The following is a 17,702-nucleotide window of genomic DNA, read 5'->3' on the forward strand; positions in this document are numbered from 1 at the left end:
TGGGCAGCTCAGAATTTCTCCACCCAGCCCTTTTGAGCGTTGGCTGCGGCTTGTTCCGGAGACTGCTCGCCGGCGAGCATCTTCTGGGCTTCCACATCGAACTTGGTCATCAGGTCTTCGGCCACCGGCAGCCCCGTGAACTCGTTGGCGAGATAGCCGGTCTTGAAGATTTCGAAAGCCTTGGCGAAAGCCTTGTCCGAGGTCACGAAATCGGGCTTGGCGTTGACGTTCCCCGGGAAGGCGTTTGCAAGCGACACGAGCTTGGCATTCACCTTTTCACTCATCAGATATTGGACGAGCTTCCAGGCTTCATCCTGATGTTTCGAGGCGGCGGAGATGCCGATGCCCCAGGAGGCATAGGGAAGGCCGCGCTTGCCGTTGTAGTCCGCCACGACCGGGACCGGGATGAGGTCGAAGTTCAGCTTGGGATTGCGTTTGCGGATGAGATTCACATGCGCGAGCGAGTCGATCATCATTCCGACCCGATCGTTGACGAATTCCTCGACCTTTTCCTGCTCGGTCTTGGTGGCAATGCCGGGCGAGATGACGCCGGCGTCGTTCAGCGATTTGACGAAGGTGAGCATATCGACGACCGGCTTGCCCTCGAGAGCCGGCTTGCCTTCAACCATCATCGATTGACCCGAGGCCCAGACCCACGACATCAGGTCGTTCTGGACACCGGACGGCGTTTGCAGCGACAGCGGCAGCACCCAGCCATACTGGTTCTTGTCGGCATGGGTCATCTTCTTGGCGGCTTCGAGAAACTCCGCGCGGGTCGACGGCAGCTTGGTCACGCCTGCCTGGGCGGCGAGGTCCAGATTGACGAAGACCGGATAGACGAACGAAGCCACGGGAAACATCACCGCCTTGCCGTCCACCTTGATGATATCCGCGACCTGGGTCTTGTCGAACCCGCTCGCATCCATCATCGGGTTCATGTCGGCCAGCGCACCCTGCGCGTTCAGATTGTTCACCCAGGCGCCGTCGAGACCGACGACGTCGCTGAGCGTTCCGGTTGCGGCGCCGACCGAGATCTGGTCTCGCGTGGTCGCATAGGGACCGCTGACCAGCGTCACCTTGATGCCGGGGTTTGCAGCCTCGAAGTCGTTCATGATTGCCCTGAGCGATCCCGCCGGCAATTCGGGCTCCCACCATTGGGTGAATTCCAGCGTCGTGTCCGCCATGGCGCCGGTTGCACCAAGCAACCATGCGGCCGCGGCTATTTTCAGCATCGCGGGTCGTATCCGAAACATCATTTTCTCCTCCTTCTTCAAGATCGGCCGCACAATGCGGACGGTCGTCTGTTCATTCAGAAGCCTTCTTGTATCTTCCGCAGGCACCTCGCTCCCGCCCGCGGTCTTCCGCAGATCTTCAGATCGCCAGATGCGTTTCGGGATCGAAGAAATGGAACTTGGCATCATCCACGGCCAACCGGATTTCCGAGCCGGAGCGGACGGCGCTGATCGGCTCGAACCTCGCCACCGCGTTCGATGCCAGGCCGAAATCGTCCACCGCATCCGGATCGCCGGAGTCCACCCGGACCGCGTCGATGTTCATGTGGACGATCTGTTCGGAGCCGAGTTCCTCGATCGAGGTCACCCTGGCCGGTATCGTCTGATACTTGCGACCGGATTCAAGGCTGCTGTCATAAAGATCCTCCGGTCTGATCCCGAACACGACCTTGCGCCCCGCATACGACCTCAAGGCCGGCCTGCGCACGAAGGCTGCATCCTGCAGCCGGACGGCGAAGTCGCGAAAAGCGAGCTCGCCGCCCTTCAGGGTCGCCTCGAAAAGGTTCATCGAAGGAGAGCCGATGAAGCCGGCAACGAAGGCGTTAACCGGCGATTCATAGAGCCTCTTGGGTGTGTCGACCTGCTGCAGCACACCGCCTTTCAGCACCGCGACCCTGTCGCCCATCGTCATCGCTTCGATCTGATCGTGGGTCACGTAAATGGTCGTGACGCCGAGCTGCTTTTGCAGGCTGGTGATTTCGGCGCGCATTTGCACACGCAGTTTCGCATCCAGATTGGAAAGCGGCTCGTCCATGAGAAAGGCGGCCGGCTCGCGCACCATGGCGCGGCCCATGGCAACCCGTTGACGCTGCCCGCCTGACAGGTTCGCGGGTTTGCTGTCCAGCAAAGACGTCAGCTGAAGAGTTTTGGCGATCTCGTCCACGCGCTTCTTGCGCTCGGCCTTCGGCTTGCCTGCCAGCCGCATCGAAAAGGCGATGTTTTCGGATACCGTCATATGCGGGTAGAGCGCGTAGCTCTGGAACACCATCGCGATGTCGCGGTCCTTGGGCGGCATGTCGACGACGTCGACCCCGCCGATCCGAAGGCTGCCGCTGGTGATGTCTTCCAACCCCGCGATCATTCGCAACGCCGTGGATTTGCCGCAGCCGGAAGGCCCGACGAGGATCAAGAACTCGCCGTCCTTGACCGACAGGTTCAACTGGTCGATTGCGCGAAAACTGTTCCCGTAGGTTTTGCAGATCTTCTCAAGAATGACTTCTGCCATATTCCTCCCTCCACAAGTATAAGCCCTGATTTTTATGATTCTCCTGGGCTTGTGTTCGCCTGCGAAATGTTTCGTCGGATCGTTTCAGGTCATGCTCCAGCATCCACATGCGCATTTTTCAGGTCGACTGCTGACGGCGCGTTCGCCGATGCCAGGAGTTGCGTGACCTGGTCCTCGGTCGGAAGCGCCTCGCGCCCGCCACGCCCCGTTATCGAAACGGCCGCCGCCGCGGCCGCGAATGCGATCCGGCCCGCGGTGTCGGCTCCGCGCGTCAACGCATGGGCATAGGCGCCATGAAAGCAGTCACCCGCGCCTGTGGAGTCGACGACCGCAACCCGGTGCGGGGGCAGGTGCCAGAGACCTGTCTCTTCACGGCCGCGATAGTACACACCCCTGCCTCCATCGGTCAGAACCACGGCGGATCGCGATGGCAACCACAAGGCATCGAGCATCTCGGCAGGCGATCGGCGCCCCGTGGCAGTGCGTGCAAAGCTAAGTGGAAGAATGAGATGGTCGCAGAGCGCGATCAGCCGCTCCGTGGCGGGGCCGCTGCTCCATTCGATATCGCCGAGGATCGCAAGGCCGAGATCGCGAGCCCGAGCCACGACATCCAGCGACCCGGTCGCATAGCTATCTACGATCAGGACGGTCGCGCGGCTGAGGATATCGTCCGGAAAGTCCGGAGCGGTGCCCAGCATCGCATCGTCGTCATACGCGATGAACCTTTCCCCGTCCGAGCCGACGGTGATCCGCGAGTGCACCGGGCGCGCGTCGGGATGGCGCGGCGCGAATGCGGTTTCAATACCGCTCGCCACGAGATCGAGCTGCACCGCGTCGTCCGCGGCACTGGCCAGCCATCCGACGAACCCGGCGGTTCCGCCGAGCCGCGCGACGGCGGCCAGCGCCGTCGCGACATTTCCCCCGAAGGCGCGGGTACTTTGCAGAACCTTACCCTTGCCCGCCGACAATGGCTGATCGACGTAGACTATGTCGTCGATCGCAATAGCGCCGAAGCCGAGGATCGAGGGGATGGTGGGCATCGTTCAGGCACCCGCCTTCGCCAGGGCGTCTTGCGCCGAAAGGCCGTCATGGATGACGCCGCGAAAGGCAAGCGCTGCCTTCTCCGGATCGCCGTGCCCCCAGAGATTGCGGCCGACCACGGCGCCGCGCGCGCCGGCACGGATGGCGTCCGCCGTCTGCTGAAGCGCGCCGAGCAGCGTATCGGTCTTTGGACCGCCCGCGATGACAACCGGCACCGGGCAGGTCCGGACGGTCTCCCGGAACGACTCGAAATCGCCGGTGTAGCCGATTTTGATCACGTCGACGCCGGACTCGTAACCGATGCGCGCCGCATAGGCGATCTCGTCGGGGGTGAAGACGATCTTTGCCCCGTCGGTGAAATCGCGAGGGTAGATATGCGCCACCACGGGCATGCCGTAGCGGGCCGCCGCATTCACCGAATCGGTCAGCCAGCGTATGTATTTGCCCTCCGTCGCGCCGCGCACCGGAATGGCCACGGCCAACGCATCGGCCCCCGCGCGCACCGCGTCCTCGGGCGTTGCGATCAACTCGCTGATACGATCGTCCGCAGTGAAGCAGCCCGCCTGAATCACCAGGGAAGCTTTGCCCGCATATTGCGGCCACAGATGGCGCGCGGTGCCAGGCTGGATGCTGACGTAGTCGGGTTTGCCCGCCATGACGCGTGCGAGCGCACCCGGCAGGTCGGCAAGGCCGCCTTTGCGCACGTCGCCATAGCCGACGAAGTGGTCGACCGCGCCGCCAAAAAGGTTCCCCGATGGATGCGAGAAGAGGCGCGCGAGGCGCACCTTGGTTCCTAGGCTCATGAATCCAAAATTCCCTGATCGGTTGATTTAAAAATGCTCGATCCAGTGTTTCCGAAAGAAAAAAGAAAAACAATCTTTCGAAAGCTTTCGAATCTGCATATTTCTCGGTAAGGTGAGCAAAGGCCAGGGCGATTGCCTGGCGCGGGAAGGCAAGGCAGGGCAATGTTGTCGGAGCAGAGACGCCAATCGATCCTGGGTGAGGTGCAACGCAGCGGACAGGTTCGCACCAAGGACCTGTCGGACGGGTTTGGCGTGTCGGAGGTCACGGTGCGCTCCGACCTCGAAATACTGGACCGCAAGGGACTGCTGACCAAGACCCGTGGAGGGGCGGTGACCCGGACCACCGATTCGACGACGGCCGCGTTCGCGCGGCGGATGCAAACGAACCTCGACGCAAAGAAGCGCATCGCCCGGGCGGCGCTCGACCTTTTCGAGCACAACCAGTCGGTCATCTTCGACGGTGGCTCGACCTTGATGCAGCTTGCCATGCAGTTACCGCCGCTCAGCAATGTCGTGGTCGCGGCCACGGCCATGAATATCGTGCAGCATCTTATGCATCGTCCCGGGCTCGACGTTCATATGATCGGCGGCCGGGTCTATCCCGACACGGTGAGCACGCTGATCACCGATGCCGATACGGCTCTCGGCGGCCTGGTAGCGCATCAGGTCTTTGTTGGAGCGCATGCGATAGACTCGTCACTGGATGTGGTCGACGTGAACGAAGACATGGCGCGAACGAAGCGAAACCTCGTTCGCATGGCCCGGCGCGTTGTCCTGCTCGCCGATTCGAGCAAATGGGGCGTCAGCGGGACGTCCAAGGCATTTTCGCTGTCGGCCGTCGATGTGGTGATCACCGACGATGGCCTGCCCGGTCCAATACGCAGCGAGCTTGATAGGATCGGGGCCAAGGTGATCTATGCCTGAACCCATCCCGGTCTCTGATGCGCGACGGAAAGCGCGCATGACCCACGGGCTTCGCAGCGGCCGTCGGCCGTTTTTCATGCCGGTCATGTTCTCCTCCTCACGCTGGCGGCCTCCCAGTGCACGCCAGAATTCTCATAAGCTCTATAAAAATTTTACGCGCGTCAACATTTAAAGTCCTGTATAGCGGATTGCGGGGGGTCGTGGGAACTGCAACGGTTGCGCAGCATGCCCTTGGCTTGGGAGGAAAGCTGGAAATGCACGGAAAATCAGAGACAAAGCTCGGCATCGGTGTCATCGGCTGCGGCAACATCTCGATGACCTATCTGCGCAATGCAGCGCTCTTCGGTGGTGTCGAGCTACGCGCCTGCGCCGACATTTCCGCTGACATGGCCGAGCTGCGCGCCAGGGAATACGGCATCCGCGCCCTCGGCGTTGACGCGCTGCTGGCCGACCCCGATATCGACCTCGTGCTGAACCTGACAATCCCGGCGGCGCATTTCGACATTTCGTTATCAGCGCTCTCGGCGGGCAAGCACGTCTTCACCGAAAAGCCGCTGGCAACCTCTGCCGCCGACGGCCGCCGGCTTGTCGCCGAGGCGGCCAAGCGCGGCCTGCTGATCGGCTCGGCGCCGGACACATTCCTGGGCGCCGCCGGCCGCCGCGCTCGCCGGCTGATGGATGACGGCGCCATCGGCAAGCCGGTGACCGGCACCGCCTTCATGATGGGACGCGGCATGGAACACTGGCATCCCAATCCGCAATTCTACTATCAGCCCGGTGGCGGCCCGGTCTTCGATATGGGTCCCTATTACCTGACCGTGCTGGTCAATCTGCTCGGGCCGGTCGAGCGCGTCATGGCGATGGCGACGCGCGGCCAGGAGGAGAGGCTGATCACGGCTGACGGGCCGTTCAAGAACACGACGTTCAAGGTCGGCACGCCGACCAACATAGTGTCGCTGCTCGAATTCCGTTCCGGCGCCACCGTCACCTTCGGCGCCTCCTGGGACGTGTTCAAACACTCCAACCATCCGATCGAACTGCACGGCACCGAAGGCTCGCTCAGGCTGCCCGATCCCGACACGTTCGGCGGCACGGTCTCGCTGTCGGAACGTGGCGCCGACTGGGCCGATTTCGCCAGCGAGAGCGAACTCTACGGCGCCCGCAACTGGCCCTATGCCGCGCCCGACCGTGCCAATTACCGCATGCTCGGCGTCGCCGATCTGGCGCGCGCGCTGGCCACTGGCAGAAAGCCGCGCGCCTCGGGCGAGCTGGCGCTGCACGTGCTGGAGATCATGGAGGCGATCCTGGCTTCCGGCGAAAGCCGCGGCTCGGTTGCCGCCAACGGCACGGTCGACCAGCCGCCGCTGCTTGGCGAAGACGAAGCGGCAACCCTGCTTGCCTGACGGGAGGTTCGTCCGTGACATTGCCACCGTCCCTGCCGACACTCGATCCGGAGGCCCGGCATGTGCTCGAGCTCGGCAGCCAGGCCGGCGCGCCGCCGTTCGAAACGGGAACGCCTGAACAGGCGCGCCGTGCCTACAATGAGGGCTTCCCAAACCTGCAAGGCGAACGTGAACCGGTCGCAGCACTCAGCGAGCGCATCATCGCCGGACCCGGCGATCCGCTGAGGCTCAGGATCTATCGCGGGCAGGGCGCGCCTTCGGCAGGCGCTCCGGCGCTGCTCTATCTCCATGGCGGCGGCTGGGTGATCGGCAATCTCGACTCGCATGACGAGATCTGCCGCTGGTTCGCCAACGAGGCAGGCGCTGTCGTCGGTTCCGTCGACTACCGGCTGGCGCCGGAACACAAATTCCCGGCGGCAATAGAGGATTGCCGAGCGGCACTTGCCTTCATGCAAAGCGCCGCGGACGAACTCGGCATCGACGCTGCCCGCATCGCGGTTGCCGGCGACAGCGCGGGCGGCAATCTCGCCACGGTGCTCGGCCTGCTCACGCGGGGGGACAAAAATCCGCCGGCAGCGCAGCTGCTGTTTTATCCCAACACCGATGCCGGGCAGACGACGGACAGCTATCGCCGCTTCGCCATAGGCTTTGGCCTGACCGCCTCGACCATGGCCTGGTTCCGCGACCACTATATCCGCAATGCCGCCGACATCGGCAACTGGCGTACCTCACCGCTGAAGGCGGAAAGCCTCGCCGGTGCGCCGCCCACCTTCATCGCCATCGCCGGTCACGACATCCTCGCCGACGAAGGCGAGGCCTATGCCAGGCGTCTGCAGCAGGCCGGCGTGCCGGTCGTACTGGAACACTGGCCCGGTCAGATCCACGGCTTCGTCTCGATGGGCCGTCACGGCCCGGCAGCGAGACAGGCGGTTGCCGCCGCCATTGCCGCGTGGCGAAGCTTCGATCCTGCCTTTGGAAAGGCTCAAGCGGACTGACGCATCACCAGGGCGGCGTCGAGGCTGACCTTCGGCGCGACGTTTGCCCTATCCTCGTTGAGCAAAGCGAGCAGTGTCTCGACGCTGCGCCCCGCCATGGCGGCAAAATCCTGCGCGATGGTGGTCAGTGCGGGGCAGGTGTAGCGGCTCAGCGGATGGTCGTCATGGGCGGCGATACGCAGGTCGCAATCGGCCTTGCGGCCGATCTTCAGCCCTTTCGCGAAGGCTGCCGCCATCACGCCGAAGGCCAGGCGGTCATTCGCACACAGTATGGTCTTGCCGGGCAGACCCCCGGTCTTGCCGGGCAGACCCCCGGTCTTGCCGGGCAGACCCCCGGTCTTGCCGGGCAGACCCCCGGTCTTGCCGGGCAGACCTCTGGTCTTGCCCGGCAGGCCGCTGGCCCCGAGCATCTGTTCCATCTGCTCGTAGCCGATGCGCTCGAAATCCCATGTGTAGTCTCGGGTGTTGCCGATAACCACCGGGTCCTGGCCAAGCTGATGCATGGCGTCGACATAGCTGCTCAGCCGCTCCGGCGAATTGTGATTGACATGCGGGATATCGAAATAGACCGGGGCGTCGCCGGAGCGGCAGAGATAGTCGACGATGGTCGAGACACTCTGGGCATTGTTGTTGCCGACAAAGGGCGTGCCGCCTTCGAGATAGGTATCGAAATAGACGACCGGCATTGTCTGGGTCAGCTTCTCCAGCGTGCGCCGGTCCGAGCGCAAGCCGAGCGGCGCGATCAGCGCGCCCGAAACTTTCAGCGACAGGATGGTACGTGTCGCCTCCATTTCGAGCTCGGTCGAGCCATGCGAGGAGATGACGATCGGCCAGTAGCCCTCGTCGCGCAGCCGAAGTTCGATGCGGCTGACCATTTCGGAATAGAAGGGGTCGGTGACCGTCGGTACGACAATGCCGATGGCGCGGGTGCGCTTGCGGTTGAGGTTGCGGGCAAACAGATTGGGCTGGTAGTCGGATGAGCGCAACGCCTCTTCGATGCGCTTGCGCGTTGCCGGCTTGACGCTGGTCGGATCGTCGAAATATTTCGACAGCGTCGGCCTGGAGACGCCGCAGGAGCGGGCGAAATCCTCCATCGTCTTGTGCGTCATCGGCATTCAATCCCTCGTCTGGCACGCGCCAGAACCTCGGTCATCCCTTGACGCTGCCCAGGGTCCTGCAGCCGGCGCGTCCGCCACGCAACGGCAGACGAAATTTACAGGAAACGTCAGTGGGTTCAACGCGCAATGACAGATTATACCGTGCGTAAATTTGTTCAATTGACGCGAAAATTGTCGCGCATCAAAGTCTCGGTCACAAAGAGCGCTGAAACAGTCCAGGCACCATGACACAACAGATCGATCGGCTTCTTTCCCAGCTTTATCGTCGGCTCGATGCCGCCGCGGTTGTGATCGGCGATGCTATCGATCCGCGCTACAGCGACGACCTCTCCGGCAAGGGCGGCGGCCAGCCCGAACTGGTCTTGCGTCCGCGCAACGCCGCCGACGTCGCCGAAATCCTGCGCCTATGCAGTGGTATCGGCCAGAAGCTGGTCGTCCATGGTGGCCGCACCGGGCTGGCAGGCGGCGCGCGCGTGCAGCCGGGCGAAGCGGTGCTGTCGCTGGAGCACATGACCGCGGTCGGAGCGCCCGACCGCGCCGCGGCAACCATCATCGCAGAGGCCGGCGCGCCGCTGCAAATGGTGCAGGAAGCGGCCGATGCAGCCGGCCTGATGTTCGGCGTCGATATCGGCGCGCGCGGCACGGCGACGGTCGGCGGCAACATCGCCACGAATGCCGGCGGCATTCGCGTGCTGCGCTACGGCATGTACCGCGCCCAGGTGCTGGGGCTGGAGGCCGTGCTTGCCGACGGCTCGATCCTGACTTCGTTGCGTGGCCTGGCCAAGGACAATTCGGGATACGATCTCAACCAGCTTTTCATTGGCAGCGAAGGCACGCTGGGCGTGGTTACTCGCGCCTGCCTGCGGCTGCATCCCAAGCCCGCCACCGAGGTTGCCGCCTTTTGCGCCCTTGGCTCGCTGGAGGCGGCCATTGCGCTGCTCGACCTGCTCAAGCAGCGGCTCGGGCCCTTGCTTTCGGCCTATGAGGTAAACTTCTCGCCGCTCTACGGCGCCATGATTGCCGGCATGGCCGCGCCGGCGCCGCTGCCTGTCGGCGCGCCCGTCTATGTGCTGGCCGAGATCCAGGGCAGCCAGGCCGAGCTGGACGGCGAGCGTTTCGCTTCGGTGCTGATGCAGGCGGTCGAGGACGGCATCGTCGACGACGTGGTCGTCTCGCAGTCGCCACGCGAATTCCGTGCGCTATGGGATGTGCGCGAAGAGGCTAACCGATTCCTGTTTGCGATCGAGGGCATGCTCGGCGTCGACATTAGCATCCCGTTGGCGGCCATGGCGGATTTCCTGCGCAACGCCGAAGCCGCGATCCACGCCGTCGACAGCAGCGCCGAGATCTACGTCTTCGGCCATCTCGGCGACGGCAATCTGCACTATCAGGTCGACACCACGGAACCGGCGGCCGCCTATGAGATCATCTATCGCGGCGTGGCGGCATGCGGTGGCGCCGTCTCGGCCGAGCACGGCATCGGCCTCGACAAGAAGAAATGGCTGAACCTCGTGCGCAGCGACGCCGAACTATCAGCCATGCGCCGGCTGAAGGTGGCGTTCGATCCGCACAACATTCTCAACCCAGGGCGGATTTTCGATATCATTTGATCGCCAGGAGGATCTAGCTTGCAACTGGCGAGAGCAGCGCGTGGAAGTCGACCGTTCTCATCTGCTCGACGCCGTCCAGAGTCATATTTCCCGCGACATAGACGATGATTGCCAGACCGAGCCAGCCGATCCAGCGATACCTGGCAAGCAGCGCCGCCACCAGCGTCGAGGCGACCGCCATCAGAACCACCGACAGGATGAGACCGAACACCAGCGCATTCATGTCGTGGGCGGCGGCGCCCGCCACGGCCAGCACATTGTCCAGCGACATCGAGACATCGGCGACGACGATCTGCAGGATCGCGGTGCGCAGCGCCTTGGCCGGCCGCGCCGTCGCAAGTGCTGCGGCTTCATTGTCGACGTCCTCGCCGTCGCCGGCCGAGCGCAACTCCTGGAACATGTTCCAGCACACCCAGAACAAAAGCATGCCGCCGACCAGCATGATCCCAGGAATTTCCAGCAGCTGCACCGCGATCACGGCAAAGACGATGCGGATCACCGCCGCCGCGGCAATGCCGGCGATGATCGCCTTCTGCCGCAACGCCTTGGCGAGGCCTGCGGCCGCCATGCCGATCACCACGACATTGTCGCCAGAGAGCACAAGGTTGATGGTGATGACTTCCAGATAGGCGGCGACAGTCGTCTGGTCGAAACTCATAAAGCGGTCTCCCCGGAAGGCTCCGGCTGGTTGCGGGCGCATCGGACCGATGTCTGCGCAAACGCGAAGACAGCTGATTTGAGTGCAGCCCGGTATTGAAACAAGACGCCAGCGCGGCCAATCGGTCCTCATCCACGGGAATTCATCGCCGGGTCGTGATTTCCGACCAGAAATGCCCGTCCCAGAATGCCCATCATGGAAGGAAGACAAAAGCGTTCCGCTTGCCTATCAATATTGCCGACCAAAGGAGAGACGAGCATGAGCAAGACGGCACTGATTTTCTGGGGCGGATGGGAAGGCCACACGCCGGCTCGCAGCGCCGCTGTCGTCAGCGAGATATTGACCGGGCATGGCTTCGAGGTGCGGACAGAAGAGGGCACATCGGCGCTTGCCGATCCGCAGCTCCCGGCCATCGATCTGATCGTGCCGGTGATCACCATGTCGACGATCGATAAACCGGAGCTGCAAAACCTCACCGCCGCCGTCAGCGGCGGGACCGGCCTTGCCGGCTTCCACGGCACCATGGGCGACAGTTTTCGCAACGAGCCGAACTATCAGTTCATGACCGGCGGCCAATGGGTCGCGCACCCCGGCGACATCATCGACTACCGTGTCGACATCATCAGCGACGATCCGATCGTCAGGGGTATCGAGGGTTTCGCCTACCATTCCGAGCAGTATTACATGCATGTCGACCCGAGCAACGAGGTGCTGGCGACGACGACGTTCAGCGGTGAGCATCTCGATTTCATCGACGGCGTCGTCATGCCCGTGGTCTGGAAGCGCCGCTACGGCAAGGGCCGCGTCTTCTTCAGCGCGCTCGGCCACACCGCGGATGAGTTTTCCGTGCCGCAAATGCGCACCATCTTCGAGCGTGGGGTGCTGTGGGCCAGCCGGTAACCGGGGCCTGTCCAAGCAAGCAACGGCGATATCACGCCTCCGCTACTCGCTAAGCCGCGGCTAACGCTCTATGCTGGCTGAGGTCACGGCGTTCGATCGCCGTCATCGCAACTGAAATGTGTTGTCACGGGGGGCATGCATGTTCGGGGTCGTCGGATTAGTAAGGCATGGAAAGTCGTCGCAGCGCTGGCGTCAGCCGGCTCTGGTGGTCGTGGTGTTCGGTCTGTTGCTGCTTACGCCGCAGGCGGCCAACGCGCAGCCGCACTGGACGCTCGATCCGGCGAATTCGACACTCACCTATCAATCGGTGAAGAAGAACACCATTGTCGAAACCAACAAGATCAGGAACCTCTCGGGCACGCTGACATCGGATGGCGCCGCCAAGGTCACCTTCGACCTCAACTCGGTCGACACCGGCATCGACCTTCGCAATGTCCGCATGCGGTTCCTGTTCTTCGAGACATTCAAATTCCCGACGGCGGAAGTGACGGCGAAAGTCGATCCCGCCGCTTTTGCTGATCTCGCCACCAAACGGCGCATGAGCGCGCATATCCCGTTTCGCCTGAGCCTGCACGGCGTCGACAAGGACCTTGAGGCCAATGTCGTGGTCACCATGATCACCGACAGCATGGTGTCGATCGCCTCGGAGGCGCCGGTCGCCGTGCATGTCGAGGATTTCGGCCTGTTGCCCAACATCGAAAAACTCCAGCAGGCGGCCAATGTCAGCAGCATCGTCCCGACGGCTTCGGTGTCGTTCGACTTCGTCTTCACCGCTGATGGCGCCAAGCCTGCGGCCACGCCTGCCGTCGCGGCCGCAGCCCCAGCCGATGCCGGGCCGGTCGCCACAGATGCAGGCAAGACGTCCTTCAGCGACGATGAATGCCTGAACAGGTTCGAGGTGCTGTCGCGCACCGGCGCCGTCTATTTTCGCCCAGCCAGCGCTCGGCTCGATGAAAAGAGCCGCCCACTGCTGGCCGAGGTGGTCGGCGTCGTCGGCAAATGTCCGAAACTGAAGGTCGAGGTTTCGGGCCATACCGATTCCGACGGCTCGCCGACGGCCAACAAGAACCTGTCGGAACGGCGCGCCAAGGCGGTCGCCGACGCGATCATCGCTGCGGGCATTCCATCGGCGCAGATCACGGCTTCCGGCTATGGCGAGGAAAAGCCGGTGGCGCCGAACGATACGCCGAAGAACAAGGCGCTGAACCGGCGGATCGAGTTCTCCGCCACGCCGCTCTCCAACTGAGCCGGTCCTTAACTGAGAAGGCCCGTCAACCGAAAAGGAACCCGGTGCGTTTGGACATCATTGCAAGTTGCGGCAACTTCATGCGCGGCATCGGCCTCGCCGTGCTGGCGCTTGCGTTGACCATGACCATTACCATGACCGCGGCCAGTGCCGAACGCCGCATCGCCCTGGTGCTCGGCAATTCCCATTACCGGAACGCGCCGGTGCTGCCCAATCCGGTGAACGATGCGCAGGCAATGTCCGATCGCCTGAAGGGGCTGGGCTTCGAAATCGTCTCCGGCCTCGATCTCACCAAGGCGCAGACGCAGGAAAAGATCGCGCAATTCGCGCGGCAGGTGCGTGGCGCCGATATCGCGCTGTTCTTCTATGCCGGTCATGGCCTGCAGGTCTCGGGCAGGAATTACCTGCTGCCTGTCGATGCGGCGCTGGAGGACGAGACCTCGCTCGACTTCGAAGCCGTGCAGGTGGATTTCATCCTGCGGCAGATGTCGCGCGAGACCAGCATCAGGCTGGTGTTCCTCGACGCCTGCCGCGACAACCCGCTCGCCGATGTGCTTGCCAAGGAGACTGGCGGCGACAGCACGGCAAGCAGCGGCCTTGCCGAAATACCGATCGAGAATGGCGGCGCCGGCACGCTGGTCGCCTTCGCTGCCAGTCCCAACCAGCTCGCCTATGACGGACCGGGCGAGCACTCGCCATTTTCGGCGGCGCTGCTTGCCCATATCGGCGAGGTCAACGTCTCGATCACCGAGGCGATGAACCGGGTTACGTCGGATGTGTTCAAGGCCACAGCCGGACGCCAGCGGCCCTGGATCAACGTTTCGCTGACCACCGATGTCGTGCTTCACAAGGTCGATCTCAAGGCGCCGCTGATCGTCGGCGATTCCGGCGCGGCTGCGCCCGAAGGCGATACGCAGGCGCGCACCGGCGCGGCCGCCAATCCGCCGGGTGCGGACGCCGGCGAGCAGGCGCTGGAACAGCTGCGTGAGGAAATTCCGAAGCTGGGCTCGGACGCGCCAGTCCTTTTCGACGTTCCGGTCAATTTCGGCGACCCGGCGATCGACGGCAAGAGCATCGCCCAACTCATCCAGGGCAAGCCGCACTTCAGTCCGGTCGAGGGCCTGGAAAAGTCCGTCTGGGACAACCAGTGCAGCAACTGTCATCAATGGACCGAGGAGCGGCTGTGCGACCAGGCCAAGACCTACGTCACCAATGATGTCTCGGTGTTGCGCCTGCAACACCCGCTGGGCACGCGCTTCAAGGTGGCACTCGGCAAATGGGCGCAAAACGGCTGCAAATGAGACCGCCAACAATGGGTTGGATCAGATTTCAATGAAATCTCATCACGATCCAGAGCAATCAGGCTCGGCGCAGCGCCTCGGTTTCGGCCAGATGGATGCCCATCTCGACAAAGGCGGTGAGCACGGAGAAACGGTCCGCCACCGCAACCCGCGCCAGTCCGGCCAGTATGCCGGCATTGACGGCATGCGCAGCCGGCAGCGGCCGCAGCCTCGACCCGTTGGTCTGCGGCGTCAGGCCATTGATGTGCCGTTGCGCCGCTAGCGCGATCCAGCCGGCAGGCGTGTGCTGCTGCGTCATCGCCGCCCCGGCGACAGCCTCCCGGCGGCTCGCATTGTTGGGGTCGCCGACCCAGTCCTGGATCAGGGCCAGCGTTGCGAGATCCTGCTCTTCGAGCAGCTCGGTCAGATGCCCAAGGCACTCATGGCCCCACCAGATTGCGGCCCGGTCAGGCAGGAGATAGGCGCAAAAGGTAATCGCTTCCTCGGGGATGCGCCCGGCCATCAGCCGGCGGCAGAACTCGAGCGAGGGCTGGTCGGTCGGAACGGCCGTCATGTCCCGGGCGACAGCCGTGTTCGCGGCGAAGAGATCGCGTGCGGTCTGGAATCGAAGCCCGTTGACCATCGCTGCTGTTATCCTCCCCCAGCCCTCACTCAACCCGCCTGCGAGGCGCGGGTCAAGTCTGTCGACCACCACATGTCCATGACGTTGTTCACAGACAAACGCCTCACGGTTTGGTATATTCCACAGCCGACCGTGATCTCGACAGATCACTGTCGAACAGGAAGAGTTGGCCCGGATCCATGGATCGGGCCTGAGTGAAAATCGGATGCTCGAAACGGGAGTAACCGTTATGCAGCGGCACATTTCAGTCTTGGCATTGGCGACCGTGCTTTTCTCGACTCACGTCTATGCCGACCCACTTCAGAGATCGGAAGACATTGTGAAGTTCTTTGCCGGCGCGATCGATCACGGCGCGGCACGCGGGATTTGTGTCGGCACCGAGGACGAGTGCAAGAGCAAGACCAGCCAGAAAGAAAAGCCCCCGGAGAAGACCGGCCTCGATATGCTGATCAATTTCAGCCTGGATTCGTCCGAGCTCGACGCCAAGGCGCGCAGCGAACTCGACGAATTCGCCAAGGCGCTGAAGGACGATCGGCTGAGCAAGCTGTCCTTCGTCGTCGAAGGCTATACCGACGCATCCGGCTCGGCGACCTACAATGAAGGCCTGTCGCAGCGCAGGGCGCAATCGGTCACCGCCTTCCTCGAATCCAACGGCATCGAATCCACCCGCATCAAGGCGGTCGGTCTCGGCGAGGCCAATCCACGCAATCCCGATCCCTACGATCCCGTCAACCGGCGGGTCGAGATGCGGATCAAGGCGCAGTAGCTTCGCCGGCTGCGTCTTCCGGCCGTCGTCAAACACAACGCCGCGCGTCCAACGGACACGCGGCGTTTTTATTGTTTGACATGATCGATCAGTTCTTGAGCACGCCGCCGACCGCTACGCCGGTGCCGAAGATCAGCGCCTTGGTCAGGAAATCATTATTGTCCCGCGGCGGCGGCTCATCCTCGCGCACGACCTCGCGGTTGCGCCTTTTCTGCACGAACTGCTGTTGCCGGCGCGGCTTCTGGGCGTACTGCTTCTTGCGTGGCTTTTCCGCCACCGGCTTCAGCGTGCGGGCCTTCTGCACCACCTGTTTTTTCGGCTTGTCCACGCCGGCCTGGTCGGCCTCATGCTTGGCACGCACGGCCTCCATCATCGGATCCGTCTGGATAACCAGGAACGCCAGTTGCTCGCGCGTCAGGAAAGTGGTCGGAGGCAGCCCGTTCCCCTCTTGCCAGTCGCCGATCGCTTGCCGGGTCTTGGCGCCGATATTGCCGTCAACGCGGCCAAGCTCGTTGCCCAGCGCCTCGACGCGCAATTGCAGGTCGATGCGGCCCTGGCGATCGAGACCGATCGCGTTCTCCGTCGCCTCGGTGCCCAGCACCTTCTTCATGTCGTCCGAAATGCCTACCGAGGTGCGCACGGCAGAACCCGAGTTCGCTTCTTCGGCAGCAAGCGCGGCGACGTCCCGTTCCTGGGCTTTCGGATCGTTCAGCGCATCGATGTTGAGCCGCGCCACCGTGGCGAAGCGGCCATTCGGGAACTGTTCGAGATAGGCTTCGTAGAATGGCGCGGTGTTGCGCTTCGAGGCCTCGTCCCAAAGCCGCTGCTCGACTTCCCACGAAGGCGGTTCGCTGGTGACGAGAGTGGGGGCGGGCGCTGTCGCGGCGTTCGCGTCGTCGGCGGCCGGTTTTGCCACCGGCACGGCTTCGGCGGCCGGTTTGCCAAGGAAAACCTCGCGGCCCAGCGATGCGTTGTGCCATGGCCGCTGGCGGCCTTGCGTGGTCTCGGCCACTTCGCCGCGCACCCGCGTCAGCGCACTCTGGATCTCGACGCCGGGTTCGGTCAGGTGCCGGGCGAGCGCGGTCGAGTAGGGGCTGTCGACGCCGTTGCCGTCAAAGGCGATGGCGCCCGGGTCGGTGGCATAGGCAATCAGGATGCCGCCGGTGCCGACGCCCTCTGATTTAGGGTCGATCGGCGCCAGGCCGGTGCCCAGCGCGGTGGAGCGGGTCTTCGGCATCGCGGCCGCCAGTGTGCGTGCCAGCGGATTGTCGCGGCAGGCATCGAGGATGATGACGCCGACCGCCGGGTCGGGTGGCAATGCGGCCATGAAGTCGTCGATCTGGACGGTGCGGGTCTTGAGATAGGCAGGTGACGTCAGTTCGGCGTCGACCGGGATCAAAAAGTTCTTGCCGTCGACCTGCATGCCGTGGCCGGCATAGAAAATGACGGCGAGGTCGGCATCGTAGGACTGCTCGGTGAATTTGCTGATCAGGCTGTGCATGCCGGCATTGTCCTGGTCGACGCCCTCGATCACCTCGAAGCCGGCATTGCGCAGCGTCGATGCGATGAGATGCGCGTCATTGGCCGGATTGGGCAATTCGACGGCATGGACGTATTTGCTGTTGCCGATGACCAGCGCGACGCGTTTGACGCCACCGGCATCCGGCGCCGCCGCCTGGACGGTGCCAAGCGCGGTCAGCATTAACAGAAAAAATCCGCTCAAAAGGACGGCAAACGCTTTCATGGGATCGGCCCTCCGCCCCAATGGGGCGCGTTATTGATGGCTGCGCATGCTAAA

The 17,702-nt window shown here is 63.3% G+C and carries 16 protein-coding genes; 8 read left to right on the plus strand and 8 right to left on the minus strand.

The window, feature by feature from the left end; genetic code table 11:
- Positions 1-8 precede the first annotated feature (8 nt).
- From AC3CCE_RS26240 to AC3CCE_RS26255, 4 genes are all read right to left on the minus strand, one after another.
- Complete coding sequence (locus AC3CCE_RS26240; protein WP_023820943.1) at positions 9-1,256, minus strand: ABC transporter substrate-binding protein; 1,248 nt, start codon at positions 1,254-1,256, stop codon at positions 9-11.
- 115 nt (positions 1,257-1,371) lie between these two features.
- Positions 1,372-2,517, minus strand: a complete 1,146-nt coding sequence (locus AC3CCE_RS26245; RefSeq protein WP_023686996.1) for an ABC transporter ATP-binding protein — start codon at positions 2,515-2,517, stop codon at positions 1,372-1,374.
- Between the two features lie 89 nt (positions 2,518-2,606).
- Complete coding sequence (locus tag AC3CCE_RS26250; protein WP_023699783.1) at positions 2,607-3,557, minus strand: PfkB family carbohydrate kinase; 951 nt, start codon at positions 3,555-3,557, stop codon at positions 2,607-2,609.
- 3 nt (positions 3,558-3,560) lie between these two features.
- Positions 3,561-4,361, minus strand: a complete 801-nt coding sequence (locus AC3CCE_RS26255) for a beta/alpha barrel domain-containing protein (RefSeq protein ID WP_023692211.1) — start codon at positions 4,359-4,361, stop codon at positions 3,561-3,563.
- A 162-nt stretch (positions 4,362-4,523) separates the two neighbouring features.
- On the opposite strand from AC3CCE_RS26255, the gene AC3CCE_RS26260 reads away from it, so the two are divergent.
- The 3 genes from AC3CCE_RS26260 to AC3CCE_RS26270 all read left to right on the plus strand — a co-directional run bounded on the left by AC3CCE_RS26260 (position 4,524) and on the right by AC3CCE_RS26270 (position 7,683).
- Entirely contained in the window at positions 4,524-5,285 is a 762-nt protein-coding gene (locus AC3CCE_RS26260) for a DeoR/GlpR family DNA-binding transcription regulator (protein WP_352625527.1), read from the plus strand.
- A gap of 254 nt (positions 5,286-5,539) precedes the next feature.
- Entirely contained in the window at positions 5,540-6,688 is a 1,149-nt protein-coding gene (locus tag AC3CCE_RS26265) for a Gfo/Idh/MocA family protein (RefSeq protein ID WP_352625529.1), read from the plus strand.
- A gap of 14 nt (positions 6,689-6,702) precedes the next feature.
- The gene (locus AC3CCE_RS26270) at positions 6,703-7,683 is read left to right on the plus strand and encodes an alpha/beta hydrolase (protein WP_245260221.1); all 981 of its coding nucleotides are present in this window, start codon (positions 6,703-6,705) and stop codon (positions 7,681-7,683) included.
- Here the strand turns inward: AC3CCE_RS26270 and AC3CCE_RS26275 are convergent.
- Positions 7,671-8,798 carry a LacI family DNA-binding transcriptional regulator gene (locus AC3CCE_RS26275; protein ID WP_488377223.1) on the minus strand — a complete coding sequence of 376 codons (1,128 nt, stop codon included), beginning with the start codon at positions 8,796-8,798 and terminating at the stop codon, positions 7,671-7,673. The two genes, AC3CCE_RS26270 and AC3CCE_RS26275, sit on opposite strands and share 13 nt — an antisense overlap.
- A gap of 227 nt (positions 8,799-9,025) precedes the next feature.
- On the opposite strand from AC3CCE_RS26275, the gene AC3CCE_RS26280 reads away from it, so the two are divergent.
- Positions 9,026-10,411: an FAD-binding oxidoreductase gene (locus AC3CCE_RS26280; RefSeq protein WP_023695265.1), complete on the plus strand. Its 1,386-nt coding sequence runs from the start codon at positions 9,026-9,028 to the stop codon at positions 10,409-10,411.
- A 13-nt stretch (positions 10,412-10,424) separates the two neighbouring features.
- Here AC3CCE_RS26280 and AC3CCE_RS26285 read toward each other — a convergent pair whose 3' ends face one another.
- A complete protein-coding gene (locus tag AC3CCE_RS26285) occupies positions 10,425-11,069 on the minus strand; it encodes a YjbE family putative metal transport protein (protein WP_023695266.1) in 645 nt (214 codons plus the stop codon).
- A gap of 258 nt (positions 11,070-11,327) precedes the next feature.
- On the opposite strand from AC3CCE_RS26285, the gene AC3CCE_RS26290 reads away from it, so the two are divergent.
- From AC3CCE_RS26290 to AC3CCE_RS26300, 3 genes are all read left to right on the plus strand, one after another.
- Positions 11,328-11,969: a ThuA domain-containing protein gene (locus AC3CCE_RS26290; protein WP_023827992.1), complete on the plus strand. Its 642-nt coding sequence runs from the start codon at positions 11,328-11,330 to the stop codon at positions 11,967-11,969.
- Between the two features lie 139 nt (positions 11,970-12,108).
- Positions 12,109-13,215 carry an OmpA family protein gene (locus AC3CCE_RS26295; protein WP_352625533.1) on the plus strand — a complete coding sequence of 369 codons (1,107 nt, stop codon included), beginning with the start codon at positions 12,109-12,111 and terminating at the stop codon, positions 13,213-13,215.
- Between the two features lie 44 nt (positions 13,216-13,259).
- A complete protein-coding gene (locus AC3CCE_RS26300; RefSeq protein WP_488377224.1) occupies positions 13,260-14,516 on the plus strand; it encodes a caspase family protein in 1,257 nt (418 codons plus the stop codon).
- 58 nt (positions 14,517-14,574) lie between these two features.
- Here the strand turns inward: AC3CCE_RS26300 and AC3CCE_RS26305 are convergent, their stop codons facing one another.
- Positions 14,575-15,207 carry a DUF6931 family protein gene (locus tag AC3CCE_RS26305; protein WP_352625537.1) on the minus strand — a complete coding sequence of 211 codons (633 nt, stop codon included), beginning with the start codon at positions 15,205-15,207 and terminating at the stop codon, positions 14,575-14,577.
- A gap of 160 nt (positions 15,208-15,367) precedes the next feature.
- Here AC3CCE_RS26305 and AC3CCE_RS26310 point away from each other — a divergent pair, with 160 nt between their 5' ends.
- On the plus strand, positions 15,368-15,904 hold the full coding sequence (locus AC3CCE_RS26310) for an OmpA family protein (RefSeq protein ID WP_023709975.1): 537 nt from the start codon (positions 15,368-15,370) through the stop codon (positions 15,902-15,904).
- Between the two features lie 88 nt (positions 15,905-15,992).
- On the opposite strand, the gene AC3CCE_RS26315 is transcribed toward AC3CCE_RS26310, so the two are convergent.
- A complete protein-coding gene (locus AC3CCE_RS26315) occupies positions 15,993-17,606 on the minus strand; it encodes a caspase family protein (protein ID WP_352625539.1) in 1,614 nt (537 codons plus the stop codon).
- Positions 17,607-17,702: the final 96 nt, after the last annotated feature.

The sequence above is a fragment of the Mesorhizobium sp. P160187 genome (assembly GCF_057766425.1).

Excerpts from the sequence above, each read along its gene's own strand:
- AC3CCE_RS26240 (WP_023820943.1), bottom strand. The coding sequence starts at position 1,256 with ATGATGTTTCGGATACGACCCGCGATGCTGAAAATAGCCGCGGCCGCA.
- AC3CCE_RS26245 (WP_023686996.1), bottom strand. The coding sequence starts at position 2,517 with ATGGCAGAAGTCATTCTTGAGAAGATCTGCAAAACCTACGGGAACAGT.
- AC3CCE_RS26250 (WP_023699783.1), bottom strand. The coding sequence starts at position 3,557 with ATGCCCACCATCCCCTCGATCCTCGGCTTCGGCGCTATTGCGATCGAC.
- AC3CCE_RS26255 (WP_023692211.1), bottom strand. The coding sequence starts at position 4,361 with ATGAGCCTAGGAACCAAGGTGCGCCTCGCGCGCCTCTTCTCGCATCCA.
- AC3CCE_RS26260 (WP_352625527.1), top strand. The coding sequence starts at position 4,524 with ATGTTGTCGGAGCAGAGACGCCAATCGATCCTGGGTGAGGTGCAACGC.
- AC3CCE_RS26265 (WP_352625529.1), top strand. The coding sequence starts at position 5,540 with ATGCACGGAAAATCAGAGACAAAGCTCGGCATCGGTGTCATCGGCTGC.
- AC3CCE_RS26275 (WP_488377223.1), bottom strand. The coding sequence starts at position 8,798 with ATGCCGATGACGCACAAGACGATGGAGGATTTCGCCCGCTCCTGCGGC.
- AC3CCE_RS26280 (WP_023695265.1), top strand. The coding sequence starts at position 9,026 with ATGACACAACAGATCGATCGGCTTCTTTCCCAGCTTTATCGTCGGCTC.
- AC3CCE_RS26285 (WP_023695266.1), bottom strand. The coding sequence starts at position 11,069 with ATGAGTTTCGACCAGACGACTGTCGCCGCCTATCTGGAAGTCATCACC.
- AC3CCE_RS26290 (WP_023827992.1), top strand. The coding sequence starts at position 11,328 with ATGAGCAAGACGGCACTGATTTTCTGGGGCGGATGGGAAGGCCACACG.
- AC3CCE_RS26295 (WP_352625533.1), top strand. The coding sequence starts at position 12,109 with ATGTTCGGGGTCGTCGGATTAGTAAGGCATGGAAAGTCGTCGCAGCGC.
- AC3CCE_RS26310 (WP_023709975.1), top strand. The coding sequence starts at position 15,368 with ATGCAGCGGCACATTTCAGTCTTGGCATTGGCGACCGTGCTTTTCTCG.
- AC3CCE_RS26315 (WP_352625539.1), bottom strand. The coding sequence starts at position 17,606 with ATGCTGACCGCGCTTGGCACCGTCCAGGCGGCGGCGCCGGATGCCGGT.